21 protein-coding genes are annotated in these 20,026 nt (G+C 66.9%); 10 read left to right on the top strand and 11 right to left on the bottom strand.

The features are described from left to right. Nucleotides 1–88: 88 nt before the first annotated feature. Entirely contained in the window at nt 89–838 is a 750-nt protein-coding gene (locus C461_RS03355; protein WP_007998668.1) for a GNAT family N-acetyltransferase, read from the top strand. Nucleotides 839–863: 25 nt separating this feature from the next. On the opposite strand, the gene C461_RS03350 is transcribed toward C461_RS03355, so the two are convergent. After that, the gene (locus C461_RS03350; protein ID WP_007998666.1) at nt 864–1,856 is read right to left on the bottom strand and encodes an NAD-dependent epimerase/dehydratase family protein; all 993 of its coding nucleotides are present in this window, start codon (nt 1,854–1,856) and stop codon (nt 864–866) included. Between the two features lie 73 nt (nt 1,857–1,929). After that, a complete protein-coding gene (locus tag C461_RS15770) occupies nt 1,930–2,070 on the bottom strand; it encodes a hypothetical protein (protein WP_169316531.1) in 141 nt (46 codons plus the stop codon). Between the two features lie 79 nt (nt 2,071–2,149). Between C461_RS15770 and C461_RS03345 the strand changes: the two genes are divergently transcribed. Next, the gene (locus tag C461_RS03345; protein ID WP_007998664.1) at nt 2,150–2,611 is read left to right on the top strand and encodes a zinc ribbon domain-containing protein; all 462 of its coding nucleotides are present in this window, start codon (nt 2,150–2,152) and stop codon (nt 2,609–2,611) included. A gap of 72 nt (nt 2,612–2,683) precedes the next feature. Here C461_RS03345 and C461_RS03340 read toward each other — a convergent pair whose 3' ends face one another. Further along, a complete protein-coding gene (locus tag C461_RS03340) occupies nt 2,684–5,182 on the bottom strand; it encodes a cbb3-type cytochrome c oxidase subunit I (RefSeq protein ID WP_007998663.1) in 2,499 nt (832 codons plus the stop codon). After that, the gene (gene coxB, locus C461_RS03335) at nt 5,179–5,940 is read right to left on the bottom strand and encodes a cytochrome c oxidase subunit II (protein WP_007998662.1); all 762 of its coding nucleotides are present in this window, start codon (nt 5,938–5,940) and stop codon (nt 5,179–5,181) included. Before coxB ends, C461_RS03340 begins: the two co-directional genes overlap by 4 nt. Nucleotides 5,941–6,168: 228 nt before the next feature. On the opposite strand from coxB, the gene C461_RS03330 reads away from it, so the two are divergent. Continuing rightward, a complete protein-coding gene (locus tag C461_RS03330) occupies nt 6,169–6,621 on the top strand; it encodes a hypothetical protein (RefSeq protein ID WP_007998661.1) in 453 nt (150 codons plus the stop codon). A 132-nt stretch (nt 6,622–6,753) separates the two neighbouring features. On the opposite strand, the gene C461_RS03325 is transcribed toward C461_RS03330, so the two are convergent. Further along, entirely contained in the window at nt 6,754–6,954 is a 201-nt protein-coding gene (locus tag C461_RS03325; protein WP_007998660.1) for a VNG_1110C family protein, read from the bottom strand. A 139-nt stretch (nt 6,955–7,093) separates the two neighbouring features. Here C461_RS03325 and C461_RS03320 point away from each other — a divergent pair, with 139 nt between their 5' ends. The 4 genes from C461_RS03320 (at nt 7,094) to C461_RS03305 (ending at nt 11,228) form a co-directional block, all read left to right on the top strand. Further along, complete coding sequence (locus C461_RS03320) at nt 7,094–8,203, top strand: OBG GTPase family GTP-binding protein (RefSeq protein WP_007998659.1); 1,110 nt, start codon at nt 7,094–7,096, stop codon at nt 8,201–8,203. A 322-nt stretch (nt 8,204–8,525) separates the two neighbouring features. Further along, on the top strand, nt 8,526–9,713 hold the full coding sequence (locus C461_RS03315) for a redox-regulated ATPase YchF (protein WP_007998658.1): 1,188 nt from the start codon (nt 8,526–8,528) through the stop codon (nt 9,711–9,713). Between the two features lie 101 nt (nt 9,714–9,814). Then, nucleotides 9,815–10,645, top strand: a complete 831-nt coding sequence (locus tag C461_RS03310) for an amidohydrolase family protein (protein ID WP_007998657.1) — start codon at nt 9,815–9,817, stop codon at nt 10,643–10,645. 40 nt (nt 10,646–10,685) lie between these two features. Beyond that, nucleotides 10,686–11,228, top strand: coding sequence for a DUF371 domain-containing protein (locus C461_RS03305; RefSeq protein ID WP_007998656.1), 543 nt, complete (start codon nt 10,686–10,688; stop codon nt 11,226–11,228). 68 nt (nt 11,229–11,296) lie between these two features. Here C461_RS03305 and C461_RS03300 read toward each other — a convergent pair whose 3' ends face one another. Continuing rightward, the gene (locus C461_RS03300) at nt 11,297–11,767 is read right to left on the bottom strand and encodes a universal stress protein (RefSeq protein ID WP_007998655.1); all 471 of its coding nucleotides are present in this window, start codon (nt 11,765–11,767) and stop codon (nt 11,297–11,299) included. A gap of 211 nt (nt 11,768–11,978) precedes the next feature. Continuing rightward, nucleotides 11,979–12,578, bottom strand: a complete 600-nt coding sequence (locus C461_RS03295; RefSeq protein WP_007998653.1) for an NUDIX hydrolase — start codon at nt 12,576–12,578, stop codon at nt 11,979–11,981. A gap of 167 nt (nt 12,579–12,745) precedes the next feature. On the opposite strand from C461_RS03295, the gene proS reads away from it, so the two are divergent. The 3 genes from proS to C461_RS03280 all read left to right on the top strand — a co-directional run bounded on the left by proS (nt 12,746) and on the right by C461_RS03280 (nt 16,938). After that, nucleotides 12,746–14,221: a proline--tRNA ligase gene (gene proS, locus C461_RS03290; RefSeq protein ID WP_007998651.1), complete on the top strand. Its 1,476-nt coding sequence runs from the start codon at nt 12,746–12,748 to the stop codon at nt 14,219–14,221. Between the two features lie 121 nt (nt 14,222–14,342). Further along, nucleotides 14,343–15,551 carry a hypothetical protein gene (locus C461_RS15935; RefSeq protein WP_007998649.1) on the top strand — a complete coding sequence of 403 codons (1,209 nt, stop codon included), beginning with the start codon at nt 14,343–14,345 and terminating at the stop codon, nt 15,549–15,551. A 154-nt stretch (nt 15,552–15,705) separates the two neighbouring features. After that, nucleotides 15,706–16,938, top strand: coding sequence for a DUF7345 domain-containing protein (locus C461_RS03280; RefSeq protein ID WP_007998648.1), 1,233 nt, complete (start codon nt 15,706–15,708; stop codon nt 16,936–16,938). A gap of 117 nt (nt 16,939–17,055) precedes the next feature. On the opposite strand, the gene C461_RS15275 is transcribed toward C461_RS03280, so the two are convergent. From C461_RS15275 to C461_RS15700, 4 genes are all read right to left on the bottom strand, one after another. After that, nucleotides 17,056–17,187, bottom strand: coding sequence for a rubrerythrin-like domain-containing protein (locus C461_RS15275; protein WP_152418305.1), 132 nt, complete (start codon nt 17,185–17,187; stop codon nt 17,056–17,058). Between the two features lie 154 nt (nt 17,188–17,341). After that, a complete protein-coding gene (locus tag C461_RS03275) occupies nt 17,342–17,575 on the bottom strand; it encodes a hypothetical protein (RefSeq protein ID WP_007998646.1) in 234 nt (77 codons plus the stop codon). Nucleotides 17,576–17,719: 144 nt separating this feature from the next. After that, nucleotides 17,720–18,583, bottom strand: coding sequence for a hypothetical protein (locus C461_RS03270; RefSeq protein WP_007998644.1), 864 nt, complete (start codon nt 18,581–18,583; stop codon nt 17,720–17,722). A gap of 5 nt (nt 18,584–18,588) precedes the next feature. Next, nucleotides 18,589–19,983, bottom strand: coding sequence for a PKD domain-containing protein (locus C461_RS15700; protein ID WP_007998642.1), 1,395 nt, complete (start codon nt 19,981–19,983; stop codon nt 18,589–18,591). Nucleotides 19,984–20,026 lie beyond the last annotated feature (43 nt).

Genomic DNA, 20,026 nt, shown 5'->3' with positions numbered 1-20,026 from the left:
ACCGCTTCCGACGCTGTGTTGCGGTGAAACAACCGAATATTTGACACGTTCGGTCGTGTTTTTTATAATCGCGGGCGAACATCCGACCATGAAACTCCGCGCTGCAACTGTCGACGACATCGACGCGATCCGGTCGGTCGCGCGCGAGTCGCTGATCGCCTCATACGGACACGCCGTCGACGAGACGCTGCTCGACGGGGCGGCCGACGAGTGGTACGACCCCGACGACCTCGAGGCGGACATTGAGGACGAGGACACGGTGTGTCCCGTCGCCGTCGTCGACGGGACCGTGATCGGATTCGCCGAGAGCTACGTCGTCGGGCGACGCGAGCGGATCGGCGAGATCGACTGGCTCCACGTCCACCCGGACCACCGCGGGTCGGGGATCGGCTCCGCGCTCTTGGCGCACGTCGAAGCGGAGCTTCGCGCGGCCGACGTCGATCGGATCGAGGCGCGCGTCTTGGTCGCCAACGAGGCCGGTACCGCCTTCTACGAGGCCGAGGGATACGAGTTGGTCGGAGAGCGCCCCGTCGAGATCGGCGAGGAGACGTTCGACGAACTGGCGTACCGGAAGCAGATCAGTCGCCTCACCGGCATCTCCGAGGGGATCGTCGAGACCGACGCCGGTGACACGGTCTACGTCGCCTTCGACGAGGCCGAGCGGGGATCTGAGGCGCCGTTTTACGTCGCGTACAGCGACCAGGACCGCGAGCAGCGCTACGGCTACTTCTGCGGGAACTGTGAGGGGACAGAGATCGCTATCGATACGATGGATCGAATGGTGTGTGGCGACTGCGGGAATCGGCGACGACCGTCGCGCTGGGACGCCGCCTACTGACCCTCGCACGCACTCTCGTGCCCGCCTACAGTGTTTCTTTCACGCCTAGGACGCGTTCTTCCGCCTCGCGCCCCGGATCCCACTCGCTCCCGTCACGGTCCGAGTTGCGATGGTCCGCCACCGTTCGCTCCATCGCCTCGTCGACGGGCGTCGACTCCCATCCGAGGTCGGCGAGCGCGCAGGTGTCGAGGAGGTGCGGATACTCCCGGTAGAGGACGAACTCGTCGGGCGTCAGATCGCCGGCCGCGAGCGCGTCGGCACTCGCGGGGACGACCTCGCAGTCGGTGTCGGCCGCGTCGGCGATGGTCTCCACGGTCTCCGCCAGCGTGAGCGCCCGTCGATCGCCGACGTTGTAGGCTGCGCCGGGCTCGCCGCGCTCGGCAGCTATCCGGAGCGCGCTCGCGACGTCTTCGACGTACGCGCGCTGCCAGACGTTCTGTCCGTCTCCGGGGACGACGACGCGGTCGTACGAGAGCACACGGTCGATCCAGTAATCGAGCCGCTCCGTGTAATCGTGCGGACCGTACACGATACACGGGCGAACCGCCACCGCGTTGACGCCCGCCTCGGCCGCCGCGAACACCGCGCGGTCGCCCTCGGCCTTCCGGTTCCCGTAGGTGTCTTGGCTGTCGTCGGTCGCCTGCTCGGGCGTACACCCACACAGGGGCGTCTCGTCTTCGCGTTTCGGAATCTCCTCGGCGCCGTAGCTCGACCCCGACGAGATGTACACGTAACCGTCGACGTCCGCGAACACGTCCGTCGCCGCTTCGACGTCCGCCGGGTGATACGCCACGCAGTCGATCACGACGTCCGGATCGACCGATCGCTTCGCGGCGCGGAGGGTCTGCCGGTCCGTCCTGTCGCCCGCGACGTGAGTGACGCGGTCGTTAGCAGCGAAGGGGTTCTCGTGGTTCCCCCGATTTACCATCGCGACCTCGTAGTCGTTTGCGAGCAACTCAGAGACGGTGTGTCGGCCGATGAACCGCGTGCCGCCGATGACGAGCGCCGTGTCGGTCATACCTGATCTGGGCACAGCGCGAGCAAAAGCGTGATCGAATCGCAACGACGGACCGCCGCCGAGCGACAGCCGGTCACTCGTCGCTTCGAGGACCGTCGCCGCGCCAGCGCTTGTACAGGAGGTACGCGACGAGGAACCCACCGCCCCAGTACGCGACGGCGAGAAGCGCGATCCGGAGACCGGTGAGGAGTTCCGTCGTCGGGACAGGGAGCATACCCGTGCTCGGCGTTTCGGAGACATAAGCGCTGCGAGCGAGGGGCAGTTACTCGGTGCCGGAGTCCGTAGCCCGCGACATGAGCAATCGCAGCCGACGCCGACCGTGGCTCGCCGCGTTGTTGGCGCTCGTGGTGTCCGGACTCGGCCACGCGTATCTCAGACGGTGGGCGCGCGCGTTCGGGTGGTACGTGGTGATCACCGCAACCGTCGTCTTCATCGTCCCGGACGCGGCGGTCGACCAGCTCTTCGCCGGCGAGCGACCGCCGCTCTCCGACATCGCCCCGGTGCTGTTCATCGTCGCGGCGAGTGTCGTCGACGCCTACGCCATCGCCGTCCGGACCAATCGCGAGTACGACCGACAGGCGGCGGGAGCGGGGCGAACGTCGCCGCCGCCGAACGGCGGCCCGGATCGGGCCGCCACGAGCGGTATCGAGGAGAGCACACCCACGTGTCCCGACTGCGGCCGCGACGTCGACCCCGGACTCGACTTCTGTCAGTGGTGTGCAGCGCCGCTCGACGACGAGCGGTCGAACGACTGATCGGATAGCGACGGCGAACGCCGTGAAACCGGTGTACGTCGATTCAGAAACGGTTCGGGCCGCCGTCCTCCCTCAGAAGAGGTAGAACAGCGGGAAGATGAACACCCAGACGATGTCGACGAAGTGCCAGTAGAGGCCGAAGTACTCGATCGGCCGCTCGTCGTCCAGGTAGTGTCCCTGGTACGCCCGGTAGAACAGGAACATGGCGATCAGGAGCCCGCCGACCACGTGGACCCCGTGGAGGCCGGTGGTCACGTAGTAGACCGACGCCTGAATCGGCTCGCCGTGTGCGTTCTGCGACAGCGTGACTCCCCTGTCGAACACCTCGTGGTGCCACTCCCACATCTTGATCCCGAGGAACGTGAATCCGAGGAGGATCGTCGTCCCCAGCGACGCGAGCAGACCCTGTCGGCTGTTCCGGTGGGCCGCCACGAGCGCGAGGATCACGGTGAACGAGGACGTGAGCAGCACGAAGGTGTTGATGAGGCCGGGTAGCGACTCCGTCAGCGGCTCCCACGTCATCCACCCGGCGTTGTACCGGATGAACACCGCCGCCGAGATGAACGCCCCGAAGACGATCACGTCGGACGCGAGGAAGAACCACATCCCCAGTTTCACCTTCTCGACGCCCTCGAAGGGCCACCGCTCGCCGAACTCGCTGGGCGGCGCGTAGAAGTCTTCGAGCCCCCACTTCACGCCGGTCCAGATGAGCGCGAGCAGTCCGAGCACGGTGAGAACCAGGTACACCGGGTTGGCGACCGTGACGCTCGTCGTCGCGAGGGTCTCGCCGATCGTAAACTCGATCGCGTCGTTGAATCCGGACAGTCCGAGCAGCATGATCCCGGTCGCCAGCGAGAGCGCGAACGGCCAGATGCTCGCGTGGCTCGGGTGTTTGTCCCAGTACGGGTACGAGCGGATGTGGTCGGCGTGACTGTCACCGCCGTCGGTGGCGGCGTTCCCGTTCTCGTCGGCCTTGACCGCCGGGCCACCGTCCGGGACGTAGTCTTTCACGAACTCGAGCTTCCCGGAGGCGTACGACGGGCGGTTCGGCCAGTTCTCCAGCGGCGGCGGCGACGAGACCGCCCACTCCGCAGTCCGCGAGTAGTCCCACGGGTTGTCCCCGGCTTCGGGACCGGAGACGTACGACTTCGCGAAGTTGTAGAACATGATGAAGAACGAGAACCCGAGGACGAACGCCCCCACTGTCCCCACCTGGTGCATGCTCTGGAACGCGGGGTTGTACTCGAAGACGCGGCGCGGGGTCTCCCACGCGAGGAACATCGAGAAGTACACCGCGTTGAACCCGAGGAAGAACAGCACGAAGTGCACCTTCCCCAGGAATTCGTCGTACATCTTTCCGGTCATCTTCGGGAACCAGTAGTACGCGCCGCCGAACAGCGCGGTTGCGCCCCCGAACATCACGTAATGGAAGTGCGCCACCACCCAGTAGGTGCCGCGGAACTCGTAGTCGAGGACGATGGCACCGAGGAATACGCCGGTGATACCGCCGACGATGAACAGCAGTAGCGCACCGAACGCGAAGAGGAACGGCGTCGTGAACTGGATGCGTCCCTTGATCAGCGTGTAGATCAGCGAGAACACCAGCAGGTCGAACGGCAGCGAGATCCCGATGGTGGTGGCCATCATCAGCGTCTTGATCTCCAGGTTGATCGTCGTCAGGAACATGTGGTGCATCCACACGAGGAACGACTGAACGGAGATCAGACAGATGGAGATGATGACCCACTTCCGGCCGACGAGCCGGCGGCCGGAGAACGTCTGGAACAGCTCCAACATCACACCGAGCGCCGGGAAGAACACGATGTACACCTCGGGGTGACCGAAGAACCAGAACAGGTGGCCCCACAGCAGCGAGCCGCCTTCGGTCGCCGAGAAGTACACGCTCCCGAGCACACGGTCAGCGGCGAGGATGAGCCCGACCGCGAGCAGCGCCGCGAACGCGAACAGCATCATCCACACGGTCGCGAGCATGGACCACGTGAACATCGGCATGTCCATGATACCCATGCCCTCCGCACGCGAGTGGTGGATCGACGTGAGGAAGTTCACCGTCGACGCCGTGACGCCGACGACGAACATGAACAGCGCGAGCACCGCGCCGGTCGACCCGATACTCGGCGTGTACATCGGGACGTTGAGCGGCGCGTACATCGTCCACCCGGCGCTCAGGGTGCCGCCTTGGAAGAAGCTGATCCCCAGCAGGACGCCGGAGAACAGGTACATCCAGTACGAGAGCGCGTTCAAGCGGGGGAACGCGAGGTCGTCTGCACCGATCTGCAGCGGGACGAAGTAGTTCGCGAAGCCGAATCCGAACGGCGAGAGGAACCAGAACACCATAATGAGCCCGTGAGCGGTGACGGCCTCGTTGTACGCTAGCCCGGAGAGCACCTGACTCGCCGGGTCCCACAGCTGCACGCGGATAAGCAGTGCGAGTACACCGCCGAAAAGCAGGAAGAACAGCGCGGTGATCGTGTACAGGATCCCGATGTCCTTGTGGTTCGTCGTGACGAGCCACCGCTTCACCGAGGTCGTCGGCGGGAGCTCACTCATGCGGAGACACCTCCGGGAGCAGGTGCATCAATGCGAGAGGAGTTGGACTCCCCTTCGGTGTCCTCGTACCACTCTTCCCACTCGTCTTCAGGGATAACCGTGATTTGACCCTTCATCGCCGAGTGACCGGAGCCGCAGAGTTCGAAACACTCCACGAGGAACGTCGCTTCACCGCCCTGTGCTTCGACCTCTTCGGAACTCACGGAGAACCAGTTGGAGTTAGTGTCTCCGGGGATGGCGTCCGACTTTATCCGTAACTCTGATGAGCCGAAGTTATGCCACACGTCCCGTGAGGTTACTTGAATATCGATGCGCTGGTCGGCCGGGACGATCATCTCGCCCGTCTCGGTGTGGCCGTTCGGGTACTCGTACTCCCAGCCGAACTGGTATCCCTCGACGAGGATCTCGATGTCGCCCTCTTCGTCGGTTTCCGGTCCTTCTTCGACGTAGAGGAGGAGCCCGTACGCGTACACGACGAGACTGATGACGACGATCGCGCTCAACCCGAACGAGAGGAAGAGCTTCTTTGCTTTCGGACCGCCCTGTCCCGTGGGGAGCTCGCCGACGACCGGTGCGTCGAAACTGTCTTTCGGCTCGCTACCGTCATCGCGGTACTTGTACACGTTCCATAGCGTGTACGACACGACGATGGTTCCGACGAGCGTTCCCAGCGCGAGAAAGACGAAGAAAATCTCGTCGAAGACCTCCGCCTGCGCGCGCCAGTCGCTCCCCTGTTGCAGGATAAGTGAATCTATCATGTTCGTCACTCTGCTCTTGTATGCTCCTTAGCGAAGGCGCACTTAGCTCTTGTGCAGCGAGTCGAGAAGCGACCCACACACCGGTTGACGACCGACGCCGCCGGCGCCCGCTGAGCCTCGACGACGACGCTCCCAGACGCCCCTACTCCACGGGAACGGTGGGGCGAACGCAGGCGTATACGAAGGCTATTTGTATACGCGAACGGACGCCCTAACAACGAACCCATCATGGTCTCACTCACGCTTTTGAGCACGGCACTCATGGGGCTGCTCGTCGTGGCCACCTTCGTCGCCGTCGCACAGATCGGCGCGCAACGCACCGCACCCGGGCAGGAGTCGGCCGACACGTACACGGTCGTCACCGACAGCCTGCGCGAAATCTCCCAGCAGCCGGTCGTCTGGGCCGTCGCGTTCATCGGAATCACGCTCGGCGTCGTCGGCACGGCCGTGCTCGCTGTCGGCAGCTTCGGGCTTTCGGAGGGCCTTTCGGGGACGTTGCTCACGCTTTCGTACGCCGCAGTCGCGCTGCTCATCGCCGGGTTCGTCTTCCTCGGCGCGTACTTCGCCGCTCGCGGACGCGGGCTCGGGAACGCTCACGGCGTCATGGCCGGGTCGTTCGCGACCGGGCTGTTGTTCTTGCTGCTCATCGCGGTGCAGTTGCTCGTCGGCGTCATCGGGTAGTCGCGTACTCGGCGGCCGATCGCTTTTTCGAACCAGCTGGTCGCCGTTCGGACCGCTTGAGAGTTACATCGAGAGCAACATCCACTCGCTCGCTCGTGCTGCGAGACGGCGCTCTGCGTGCCGGGAAACAGGCTACGCGACGGCGACGCCGTTCCGGGCTAAGTAGTTACTCGCGGCCTTGATCTCGACCGGACTACCGATGATCCGGTAGTACCCGTCCGTCTCGACGACGGTGATGGTGAATCGATCGTCGAGACAGTCCCTGAGTCCGTCAAGGGCGTGACGCGGGAGGACGATCTGCGTGCTGTCACGGAGGCTCGACGGGTCGGGCATTCAACATTCGAATCGATCACGCGTCTCGAATATAACCGTGTCGAAGTGTCAACAGAACGGGTGGGCGTGACGACGGCGTGAGAGCCGAAGTCGGTCGGAAAGAACACCTTTAACGAGCCGAGCGGCCGATTGTACGCCAATGGGACTGGAGGAAGAGATAGACGACCTCCGCGAGGAGATCGCTAACACGCCCTACAACAAGGCCACCGAGGCCCACATCGGGCGGCTGAAGGCGAAGCTCGCCGAGAAGAAAGAGAAACTGGAGAACCAGTCCTCCGCGGGCGGCGGACACGGATACGCCGTCGAGAAGCACGGCGACGCCACCGTCGCGCTCGTCGGGTTCCCGAGCGTCGGAAAATCGACGCTTATCAACGCCCTCACCAACGCCGACAGCGAGGTCGGGTCGTACGAGTTCACGACGCTCGACGTCAACCCGGGGATGCTGATGTACCGTGGCGCGAACATCCAGATCCTCGACGTTCCGGGGCTGATCGAGGGCGCCGCCGGCGGGCGCGGGGGCGGGAAGGAGGTGCTTTCGGTCGTCCGAACGGCCGACCTCGTCGTGTATGTCCTGTCGGTGTTCGAGATCGAGCAGTACGACCGGCTGAGCGAGGAGCTGTACAACACGAACATCCGGCTGGACACCGAGCCGCCGAACATCAACATCCGGAAGACGCACAAAGACGGCATCGGGGTGACGATGAGCGACGACGTGAGCCTCGCCGAGGACACCGTCAAGCAGGTGCTCCGCGAGTACGGCTACGTCAACGCGAAGGTGACGATCCCCCACGACCTCACGATCGACGAGCTGGTCGACGCCGTGATGGACAACCGCGAGTACCTCCCGTCGATGGTCACCGTCAACAAGGCGGACCTCATCGACAAGGACTACCTCCCGACTGTGCAGGCAGAACTGCGCGAACGCGGCCTCGATCCGGACGACGTCATCTTCATCTCCGCCGAGAAGGAGCTCGGGTTAGACGGGCTCAAAGAGCGTCTTTGGGAGGAGCTCGGACTCATCCGCATCTATATGGACAAGCCCGGTCGCGGCGTCGACTACGAGGAGCCGCTGGTCCTCTTCGAGGGCGACACCGTCGGCGACGCCTGCAAAAAGATCGGCGGCGAGTTCGAGGAGCGGTTCAAGTTCGCCCGCGTCTCCGGCCCGAGCGCGAAACACGACGACCAGCAGGTCGGCAAGGGGCACGAACTCGCCGACGAGGACGTGCTCCGGATCGTCGCACGGAAATAGGCTTATAAATCGCTGCTGGCGTGCTGAACACGTCTACTCCTCACCCCGGCCGCAACCGCACCGCACCTCGCGCCTCCCCAGCCTCGTCGGTGGTCCTCCGCGTTGCTCCGGACCACCGACTCCCTCGCACGCGCGACTCGCGCCCGGCGGGCGCTCGCAGGCGCGCGCCGACCGCAGATTTTGTCTGTGAGTTTTTTTGTCGGTGAGATTTTGTCTGTGAGCTCCTTTTGATCGACGACTCCCTCGTTCTCGTGTCAGTGATACCACCCGCGCCGTCGGGACCGACCGAAAGGCGCTTTTCGCGCGGCCGTGACCCACGACCATGATCACGGTCGCGCTGGCGGGGAAGCCGAACGCCGGGAAGTCCACCTTTTATACTGCCGCGACGATGGCCGACGTCGACGTGGCGAACTACCCGTTCACGACCATCGACGCCAACCGAGGCGTGACGCACGTCCGGACCGAGTGTCCGTGCCTCGATCGCGAGGAGCGCTGCGGCAACGAGAACTGCCGCGACGGGAAGCGCTACGTCCCGGTCGAACTCCTCGACGTGGCCGGGTTGGTTCCGGGCGCTCACGAGGGGAAGGGGCTCGGGAATCAGTTCCTCGACGAGCTGACGAACGCCGACGTCGTGCTCAACGTCGTCGACGCCTCGGGCGCGACGAACGCCGAGGGTGAGCCCGTCGCGGTCGGCGCGCACGACCCCCTCGACGACGTGGACTTCATCGAGGAGGAGATGGACCTGTGGCTCGCGGGGATCGTCGACCGCAACTGGGAGAGCGTCGAGCGCAAGTCGCGGTCGCCCGACTTCGATCTCGACGAGTCGATCACGGACCTGTTGACCGGGTTCGGCGCGACCGAACACGACGTGGCGACCGTCCTCCGCGAACTGGAGTACCCCGACGACCCGAAGGCGTGGACCGCCGACGACCGCGAGGCGCTCGCGCGGGCGATCCGCCGACGCACCAAGCCGATCGTCGTCGTCGCGAACAAGGTCGACGCCGCCCCCGATGGCGCCGTCGACCGACTCCGCGAGGGGACCGACAAACCCGTGATCCCGGCGACGGCCGACGGGGAACTGGCCCTGCGCCGCGCGGCGGAGGCGGGCGTCCTCGACTACGATCCCGGCGACGACGACTTCGAGATCGTCGGCGAGGTCTCGGACGGCCAACGCGCCGGGCTCGACGCGATCCGCGGCGTGATGGACGAGTACGGCGGCACGGGCGTCCAGACCGCGCTGAACGCGGCCGTCTACGACCTGCTCGATCGGATCACGGTGTTCCCGGTCCAGGACGCCTCGAAGTGGACCGACGGGACCGGGAACGTCCTGCCGGACGCGTTCCTCCTTCCCTCCGGGTCGACGCCGCCCGATCTGGCGTACGCGGTCCACACCGACATCGGCGAGGGGTACCTCCACGCGGTCGACGCGCGCTCGTCGCGACGGATCGGCGAGAGCCACGAGCTGAGCGAGGGCGACGTGATCAAGATCGTCTCGACCGCGGGGCCGTGAGCGTCGAGTTCGACCCGGACGACGACCCCGCAACGAGCACCTGCCCGCACCCGCGCGTGGGACCGACAGGCACATGCGGATCGCCCGAGACCGGCCGGTAGATGCTGGGGCTCGAACACGACTTTCGGATCGTCGACACCCGCGCGACCCTCGACCCCGACGAGTCCTCCGTCGCCACCCACGGCCGGGACATCTCCCCCGAGCGACTGGAACGCGAGATGCTCCAGGCGGGCGTCGTCCGCGCCGTCGCGAGTCCCGGCCCGCGCGCGCCCGGACAGAGCTACCTCCGGGCGAACAACGCGGTCGCGCGCCTCTCCATCGACCGGCCGTTCGTCGCGTTCGCCCGGCTCAACGGCCCCCGCGATCCGGGCACCGGCCCGCTCTCCGTCGTTCGAAACCTCCGTGCCGAGCGCGAGGACCACCACGCGCGCCCCGACGACGTCGAGCAGTACTCCTACGACGACCGCTTCCACGGCTTCACGCTCGTTCCGCACGCCGACGGGCTTCCGAACGAGGACGTGCTCGTCAGACTGGAGGACGCCGATCTGCCGCTCATCGTCCACGCCGGCAGGGAGTTCCCGCCCGAGGCGGTCGAGCGCGAACTGCTCGACTACGACCTCCCCATCGTGCTCGCCAGCTTCGGCGGGTACCCCCTCGACGCCGAACTGATGCGGCGAACGCTCGACCTGCTCGGCGAGTACGACCGGCTGTACGTCGACACGAGCGCGGTTCGCTACCGGGAGATTCTCGAACGCGGCGTCTTGGAACACCCCGATCGCGTCCTCTTCGGCTCCGGCGCGCCGGACGTCCACCCGAACGTCGGCGTGATGGAGGTGCTTACCCTCGACGTCTCCGAGGACCTGATGCGCCGGGTGTTCGCGAAGAACCCCGCGCGGCTGATCCCCGCACTCGCCGAGGGCGCGGACGTCTGAACCGACGCGCACTTGGCTCGCCGTCGCCGACCGGACGACCATGAGCGACGCCGAGATCGACGGCGACGACAGCGACGACAGCGACGGCGACGCCGCCACCCGTCCCGGAGCCGACGACGCCCTCGTCGAGGTCGTCCGCGCGACCGGTCACGAGCACGTCACCGCCGAGCACGCGAGCACCGTCGAGTTCACGACCGACGACTGGCTCACGCCCGCGGGCGACTGTATCGTCGGCGTCGAAGCCGACCGGACGCCCCGCGACTTCTCCCCGGAATTTCGGGAAGCGTGTCGAGACGCGAACGCGACGATCACGGCGACGATCGCCGTCGGAGAGCCGGGCGCGGCCGACGTCTCCCTCGACGATCCCGCCCACGTCGACGCGATCGTCGGCCGCGGCGATCCCGGCCTCGCGCTCGTCGACGACCGTTCCATGGTCGGACGGACCAGCGACTACACCGACGACGAGCGGACGATCTTCGTCGAGGGCGACGGCGCGGCCGCCGACCTCGACCGCGACCTCGTCGCCGCGCTCGCCGAGGGAGCGCCGACGGCGCTGCGGCTGGAAGTTGACCCCGCCGAGTGAAGCGGTGTCACTTATAAACTAACGGGAACGGAGCGCGCGGCGGCGGCCCAACGCGAAGATACTCTGCGTCAGTTCTGATCGGATTCCTCGCGGACGAACGTCACCGGGCAGGGGGCGTTCAGCAGGACTTCCTGGACTGTCGACCCGAAGATGGCCTTTCCGGCCGGCGAGCGCCGCCGGCCGCCGATGACGATGAGATCTGCGCCGACGTCCCCGGCCAGATCGACGATTGCCTCGCCGACGTCGTCCCCGTCGGCCAGACGGCCGTATTCGGTGTACTCGACGCCGGCTTCCTCCATCGCGTCGCTTAGTTCGCGAATCGTGAGGTACCGCCGGGCGATGACGTCCGGCGTGACCTCGCTGTCAGGGTCGAAATCGAGGCTCTCGGTGGCCTGTGCATACTCGCCTTCTGTGAAGACGTGGCCCAGTGCGACGATCGCACCTGCGGAACCAGCGATGTCGGCCGCTGTCTCCGCGAGTCGGTCGAGCCTGTCCTCGTCGCTCCTGCCGACTGCTAGGAGTATGGTTTCGAGTGCCATACCACTAGTTCACAACCAGTGATGGTAACTATTGTGTGATTTCTTAAACTTGACACTTATTCTGAGAGTGATGGGTGCAAGATACGTGCGTCGTATTCAACACGTAGGTATTGTCGAGACACCCGAATCTCAACAGGACCCGTGATCGCTCAGCAACTGGTTATAAGCCATCCCCTGAAGCTTCGAAAGCGGCCGCCGCGCCAGCGAGTTATTAAATAGGCAGCTCCGCGTCCGCCCCGACGACCCGATCGACCTCCTCGGGCGCGCGCCAGTCGGTCGTCCGTTCCAACAGCTGGACGACCATCCGACCGGTCGCGCCCCAGACGGTGTAGCCGTCGACGTGGAAATAGTGGATTCGGTGGCGGCCGTACGTCGGGTGATCGCGGCGCTCGGACTCGTAGTTCGCGGGGTCGGTCAACCCGCTCACCGGGAGGATCGCGACCTCCGCGACCTCCGACTCGTCGGGCACGTACTCGCGGTCGGGCGCGACCCCGACGAACGGTCGGATCCGATACTCGCTCGTCGTCCGCGTGTCGTCGAGCCGGCCGAGGACGTCGACCTCGTTCGGTCGCATGCCGACCTCCTCGTCGGCCTCGCGGAGCGCCGTGTCGGTCAGGGTCCGATCGATCGGCTCGCGGCCCCCACCGGGAAAGCTCATCTGTCCGGGATGCTCGCCGAGGTGAGCGGCCCGCTTCGTGAACAGCAGGTGGGGCTCGCCGCCGCGGGCGATGACGGGCGCTAGCACCGCCGCCTCGCGCCGCGCTCGCGTCACCTCCTTGGGCGTGTACCGACGCAGCCCCGACAGGTCCATGCCCGGTGGTAGGCGTCCGGACGGGGTTAACGTTTCTCCGAATTACGGCGACCTGAAACGACCGCCCTCGCCGATCGGCCAAGATGCGAGACGGCGTCGGTGACCGCGACCGGTCGACTCGCGCGGCTTCGGACGTTTTAAGCCCGCGACCCACGCTCTCACAGACAATGACCGACGACGACCAAGAGCTCGGCATCACCGAGTCGAAGTCGCACAACACCGGCGAGTGGTACGCCGAGGTCGTACAGAAGGCGGGGCTGGCCGACTACGGCCCCGAGGGCATGAGCGGGTTCATCGTCACCCGGCCGCGCGCGTACGCCGTCTGGGAGCGCCTTCAGGGGTTCCTCGACGCGAAGTTCAAGAACACGGGCGTCCAGAACGCCTACTTCCCCCTCTTCATCCCCGAATCGTACCTCGAACGCGAGAAGGACATCGTCGAGGGGTTCGACCCCGAAGTCGCGTGGGTGACCGAGGCCGGCACGAAGGAGCTCGAAGAGCGGCTCGCCGTCCGCCCCACTTCCGAGTCGATCATCACGCCGTACATCAGCCAGTGGGTCCGGAGCCACCGCGACCTCCCGCTGCGCGTGAACCAGTGGTGCTCCGTCGTGCGCTGGGAGGCGACGGAGACGAAGCCGTTCTTCCGCACGAAGGAGTTCCTCTGGCAGGAGGGCCACACGGCCCACGCCACCCACGAGGGCGCGTGGAACGAGACGCTCACCCGCCTCGACCAGTACGAATCCGTCTACGAGGATCTGCTGGCGATCCCCGTGCTGAAGGGACAGAAACCCGATCACGACAAGTTCCCCGGCGCGGACACCACGACGACCGTCGAGGCGCTGATGCCCGACGGGAAGTCGGTGCAGGCCGGGACCTCTCACCACCTCGGGCAGTCGTTCGCGGAAGCGTTCGACATCACGTACTCGGACGAAGACGAGGAGGACCGCGTCGCCCACACGACCTCGTGGGGGCTCTCCTGGCGCGCGCTCGGCGCGCTGATCATGACCCACTCCGACGAGCAGGGGCTCGTGCTCCCGCCCGGCGTCGCCCCCGAGCAGGTCGTCATCGTCCCGATCTGGCAGGAGGACACCAAAGAGGACGTGCTGGCCTACGCCGAGGGGGTCGCCGACGACCTCGACGAGGCCGGCGTCCGCGTCGAACTCGACGACCGCGACGAGCGCAATCCCGGCTTCAAGTTCAACGAACACGAGCTCAACGGCGTCCCGCTCCGGATCGAGATCGGCCCCCACGAGGTCGAGGACGACGAGCTCACCCTCGTCCACCGCCCCGACGGCGAGAGCGTCGTCGAGGACCGCGAGGGCGTCGACGACACGGTCCGCGACCACTTCGATGAGATCTACGCGAAGCTGTACGCGGCCGCCGAGGAGACTCGCGACGGCGCGGTGCGGGAGGCCGACGACCGCGCCGGTATCCTCGGTACCCTCGGCCAGCACGGCGGCTACGTGAAGACCCCGTGGTGCGGTGACGAGGCGTGCGAGGAGCCGATCAAAGAGCCGATGGCCGCCGAGATCGTGATGGTCCCCTTCGAGGACGACGACCCCCTCGTCGACGGCGACCACGACGAGACCTGCGCGATCTGCGGGGAGGACGCCGAGCGAACGGCGTACTTCGCCAAGTCGTACTGACCGCTGAACGACTGACTGCGGTCGCCGTCCGGAACGCGGCGCCGTCTCCCGTTTTAATCCGCGTTGATCCGGCTTAACGGAGATCCGGGTATATACGGATCCGTCGCGTATCGTCGTCGTGATGAACAAGGGGATCGCGCTGCTCGTCACCGTCGTCGTGCTCGTGGGGGTGGCCGGAATCGCTGCGGCCGGCCCCGTCGGGACGGCCGTCGCCCAAGACGACACCGGGGCGGCGGCCGACGCTGACGAGCGCAACGAGACGCGGGAGGGGAACGAGACGACGGACATCAGTCCGGGCGAGCGGTTATCCGGCGTGGTCGGGGTCCAGAACGCCGAGATCGCGGGCGAGGTCGACTCGCGGGCGTTCGAGGTCGGACTCAACCGAACGATGACCGACGAGGAGCGGGCCGCGTTCGTCGCCGAACGGCTCAATCGAAGCGAACAGCGCCTCGCCGAGATCGAACGGCGCCAACGGGAGCTTCGCGAGCGGCGCGACGCCGGCGAGCTGAGCCAGGGAGCCTTCGCCGCCCGGATGGCGGAGACGAGCGCCCGAGCCGAGAGCGTCGAACGCGAGTCGAATCGGAGCGCCGAGGTCGTCCGCGAGCTCCCCGAGCAGGCCAGGGCCGAACGCGGTCTCGACGACGACCGCCTCAATGCGGTGCGAGAGCGGGCGAGCGAGGCGAGCGGCCCCGAGGTCGCCGCCATTGCCCGCGGCGTCACCGGCGACGACGTCGGGGGACCGCTCGCGTCCGACCGCCGGGGACCACCGAACGCCACCCCGGGTAACGGACGCGATCGCGGGAGCGCCGGCGGCCCGTCGACGAACGCGAGCAGCGACGAGAACCGGACCGGGACCGCCGCGGTCGATCCCGACAACGCGACGATCGGAGCCGGGAACGCGGTCGGCGACGGACCCAACGGTTCGGAGCCGGCAAATCGGTCCGATCCGGACGACCGGGGCGCGGCTGACGCTCGGAACGGAACCGATCGCGGTGCGAGCGGCTCCGCCGGGGGTGCCGACAACGGCGGTTCCGACAAGTCGACGGCCGCCACCGAGTCCGCGCCTGGCAACGGTACGACGGCCGCCGGCAACTCGACGGGCGCCGACAATTCGACGGGCGCCGATACCGCCTCCGAAACCGGTGGCCCGTCAGCGAGCGATAACCGCGGAGCCACCGACAGCAACCGCGGCGGTGCCGACCGAGCGACTGACGCGCTCCGTCGTCTTACCTCCGAGGAAGCGACGACCGGTTGGTCGGCGGTGACGGACGCAGTCGGTGACACGTCGGCACGGATCCGACAAGCGCTGTCCGGATCCGCCGACTGGTGACCAGTGACGATGGACACGCGGGACGCGTCGTCGGCCATCGCCGTGCTCGACGGTCCGCGCAATCGAACGCAAACCGACACCGCGAACCGATCGAGCCGGTCGATCCCCTGCTGAGATGGGAAGGGATTTATCCGGCCGTCATGAGTCTCCGTCCGTGCAGCGAACGGTCTTCGTTTTCGTCGTCACCGTAGCCCTCATCGCCGCCGGCGTCGGAGCGGCCGCGACAGGCGCGAGCGCCTCCGGTCCCGCCGGCGTCCCGGACGGCGGCTTCGAACAGATGGACGTCGACCCCGACGACGTCCTGATAGAGGTGTCCGTCGAGCCGGACGGAGACGCCGTCTGGGAGATGCAGTACCGCGTCCGTCTCGCGACCGAGGACGAAGAGCAGGCGTTCACGGAGCTTCGGACGGACGTCGAAAACGATCCGGAGGCGTACACGGACCGGTTCCGCCAGCGAATGGTCTCCACGGCCGACGTCGCCGAGAACGCGACCGGACGTGAGATGGAGATTTCGAACACCACGATCACCGCCGAGCGGCGCGAGCTACCGCAGTCGTACGGCGTTCTCACCTACCGGTTCCGATGGGCGGGATTCGCGGCCGTCGACGACGATCGGCTCGTCGTCGGCGACGCCATCGACGGGCTGTTCCTCGACGAGGCGTCGTCGCTCATTCTGTCGTGGCCCGACGGGTACGAACTCGCCGACGTCTCGCCGTCGCCGACGGAGACGCGCGAACGGGCCGTCGTCTGGGACGGCCCGGTGGAGTTCACGGACGGGCAGCCGCGGGTGACGGTCGGGCCCGAAGGGGTCGGCGTCGGGTCGGTCCTGCTCGGCGCCGTCGGGCTCCTCGTCGTCGCCGGCGCCGCGATCGTCTACCGACGTCGCCGGCGGGCGGGGACGGCGTCCGGCGCAACGGGCGAGGAGACGGCCGGCGCGACGGAAGCGGGCGCGACCGGCGCGACAGCGGCGGGTACGGCCACCGGGGCAGCGGACGATTCGAGCGCCGCAGGGGGGGACGCCGACGCCGAGTCGAAATCCGATACCGCGGGAGACCCCGACGCCGCAGACGGGTCGGATTCTTCGGCGGCGCCGACCGACGGCGCGGGCGAGAGCGACGCGGCCGACGAATCCCCTACCGCGCCGGTCGACGACGAGCTGTTGAGCAACGAAGAGCAGGTGCTCCGGCTCATCGAGGCGAACGGCGGACGGATGAAACAGAAGCGAGTCGCCGACGAACTCGACTGGACGGCCGCCAAGACGAGTCAGGTCGTCACGGGACTCCGCGATGACGACGAGCTCGACGGGTTCAGGCTGGGCCGCGAAAACGTGCTCTCGCTCCCCGGATACGACGCGAAGGCGGACGAGACGACGGATGACGACGAATGACGACGAATAACGACGAATAACGACGAATAACGACGAATAACGACGAATAACGACGAATAACGACGAATAACGGTACCGCGGCCTGAGGGGCGCCCGGACAACGGGCCGACCGCCCGGTCAGAGGTCCCGCGATCGACCGACGTGTCGGAGCGCTCCCCCGCACTCACAGGTCCCGGCGGCCGTGACTAACGCACCGCATTTGAAACATTCGTACAGTTCTATCCCATCGTAATCGCAGTCTGGTCGCATATTGAGGCATATGGTGCCAAACGACATAGGTGGCCCCCTAATATTGATAACAGAATATAATTCCAGTCCACGACGTGACTTGACGGACGATCAGCGGCGGTCCGAGCCGCCGACCAGCGCGTGACGGCCGCTCAACCGGTCAGAACGTCGCATGTCACGAGTCCCCAAACAGTACGGCGTCGACTTCGTACACGAGCACGGGCGCGAAGATCACGGCGAGCGACCACACGGCGAACTCGAGCCAGAACTCACCGTATCGGTTCGTCGCGATCTGCGTCGTCGTCCGGCCGTGGATCCACATCTCGGCGAACAGGACCCAGAACAACAGCAGCGACGTCAGCGCGGTGCAAAAGACCCCGAACGCGATGAGCCTCGTGAGTTGTGCCATTAGTAGCGGACAAAAATCGTATCCCGGTTAGTTAGCCAGTCCGTACGAGCTGACAGCCGTGACGGACCGCCGAGCCGTTCCGTAACCTCCCCCCGCCCACCCCCTCGGGGGGCGCGGACGGGACGGCGGTTACAGCGGCGATCGCTACCGCAGCCGGCGCAGGACGAACGCACCGAGGAGGACGACGACGGAGCCGATTGCACCCGTCGGGGTGAGAAGCGCCGTCATCGGGCTCCCGGAGGTCTCCACGAGCGGCGCGGCCGAAGCCGATCCGTCGGACCCATCCCGGTCGTCTCCGCTCGTCTGCTCGTCGTTATCACCGGCGTCTTGGGTCTCGCTGCTGTCGGCCGACGCGTCGTTCGGCGACTCCGTCGCCGCTTCGTCGTCTGCCGATCCCGACGCCGCTTCGTCGTCTGCCGATCCCGACGCCGCTTCGTCGTCCGCCGGTTCCGACGCCGTTTCGTCGCTCGTCGACGTCGACGAGGTCGGGGCGTCCGACGAGGATCCGGAGACCTCGTCCACCGCGATCGTCGGCCGGTCGACGTGGCCGACGGAGTACGCCGCGCCGTCTTCATCGCCGAGCGCTCTCACGTCCACGTCGACGGAAGTCTGCCCGGCCCGTTCCGCGCGGAGCACCACCGTGGCGACGGTGACGCTCCCGGCGTCGTCGGTATCGGCGAGCGCGGCACTCAGTTCGACGCCGTCGGCGCGCTCGGTGACGCGTTCGAGACCGGGGTCGCCGTGGATCGTCACGTTCTCGACCGAGGCGGTGTCCGGGTTCGAGAGCGTGACCGTGGCGTTGAGCGCGCCGACGCCGCCGTCGGCGTCCTCGACGACGACCTCGACGGTCGTCGTGTCCCCCGGCGCGAGGGCGTCGCGCTCCGTCGCCACCCCGATGTCCGTGGTGCCGGCGGCGGCCGCGACCCCGATGGTCGAAGCGAACAGGGTTGCGAACGCGAGCGTGCACACCGCAGCGCGGGCGCCGGACCGAGTACCGAGAACGGTCATCTCGCTCAGGCGACCTCCTCGTAGAAGAGCGCCTGTATGTCCAGGATGTCGAACTCGCCGTCGCCGTTGAAGTCGAACGCGTCCGGCGAGTCCTGGACGACCGCGCTGTTGCGCTCGGCGAACAGCAGCTGGACGTCGAGCTCGTCGACCTCGCCGTCGCCGTTGACGTCCTCGTAGACGCCGTCGCCGTCGAGGTCCTGCGCGGGCTGGTCGGCGCCGCCGACCACGAGTTCGGAGACGGTGAGCGTCGCGCCGTTCGCGGCGGTGACGTTGTACGCGTCGCCGGACTCGGTACCGAGGCTCGACACGTCGAGGTCGACAGCCGTCTCGCCGTCCGCCGAACCCGCGACCGTGACGGTCGCGACGGTGACGGAACCGTTCTGCTCGGTGTCGAGGAGCGCGACGTCTGCCGTCGCGGAGCTCCCGTCGGCGGAGATCTGGACGTCCGAGAGCGCGCCGTCGTCGACCGAGACGTCCTCGATGGTGGCGGTCTCGCCGTCCTCGACGGAGAGGGCGAGGCTGTAGGCACCGACGCCGCCGTCGGCGTCCTCGACCACCACGTCGAACGTCGACGTACCGTTCACGGCAACGAGGTCCTCGCTGGGCGACAGCGAGACGGCGGTCGACAGGTCGGGATCGGGGTCGGGATCCGCGGGTTCGCCGACGGAGACCGTCTGCGTGGCCGTGTCGGTCGCGCCGTCGTCGTCGGTGACAGTCAGCGTCACGTCGTAGTCGCCGGCCGAGTCGTACGCGTGGGTGACCGACTCGCCGGAGGCAGTCTCGCCGTCACCGAAGTCCCACTCGTAGCTCGCGATCGAGCCGTCCGCGTCGGTCGACGCCGAGGCGTCGAAGGAGACCGACTCACCGGCGTCGGGCGAGGACGGACTCGCGGTGAAGGACGCCGATGGGCCCTCATTCTGGTCCGGCTCCTCGACGGTGACGGACGTCGAGTCGGAGTCCGCCGTCGATGCGGAGTCGGTCGGACTCAGCGCCGATCCGTCCGCGGAGATCGAGTACTCTCCCGGCGAGGCGTCCTCGGGGACGCTGACGGTGTACTCGACCGTGTAGCTCACGGTGACGCCGTCGTCATCGCCCGCGAGCCACTGCCACGTGTCTTCATCGTTGTACGCCGCCGGTCCCTCGGCTGTTTGTTCCGTGATCTCCCAGCCGTCTGGAAGCCCGACGGTCAGCTGTGGCGCGTTCAGTTCCGCCACGTCGAACTCCGTCGTCAGCGTCACCGTCTCGCCCGGTGCGACCGTCGTGCTGTCGGGTGTCTGTTCGACCGAGACGCTCGGATCCGCCGCCACCGTCCCCACCGGTCCGAAGACCGAGAGGACGAGCGAGAGCGCGATGAGCGCCGTGATCGTCTGTCTGAGATATCCGTGTGCTGTGTCGTTCATCGTTTGTGTGGGTGCTGTCTCTTATACACATCTCTGATGGCGC

The sequence above is a fragment of the Halorubrum aidingense JCM 13560 genome (genome assembly GCF_000336995.1).
Lineage (GTDB): Archaea > Halobacteriota > Halobacteria > Halobacteriales > Haloferacaceae > Halorubrum > Halorubrum aidingense.
The sequence above is the reverse complement of the archived record's forward strand: the minus strand, read 5'-3'. Positions and strand labels throughout refer to the sequence as shown.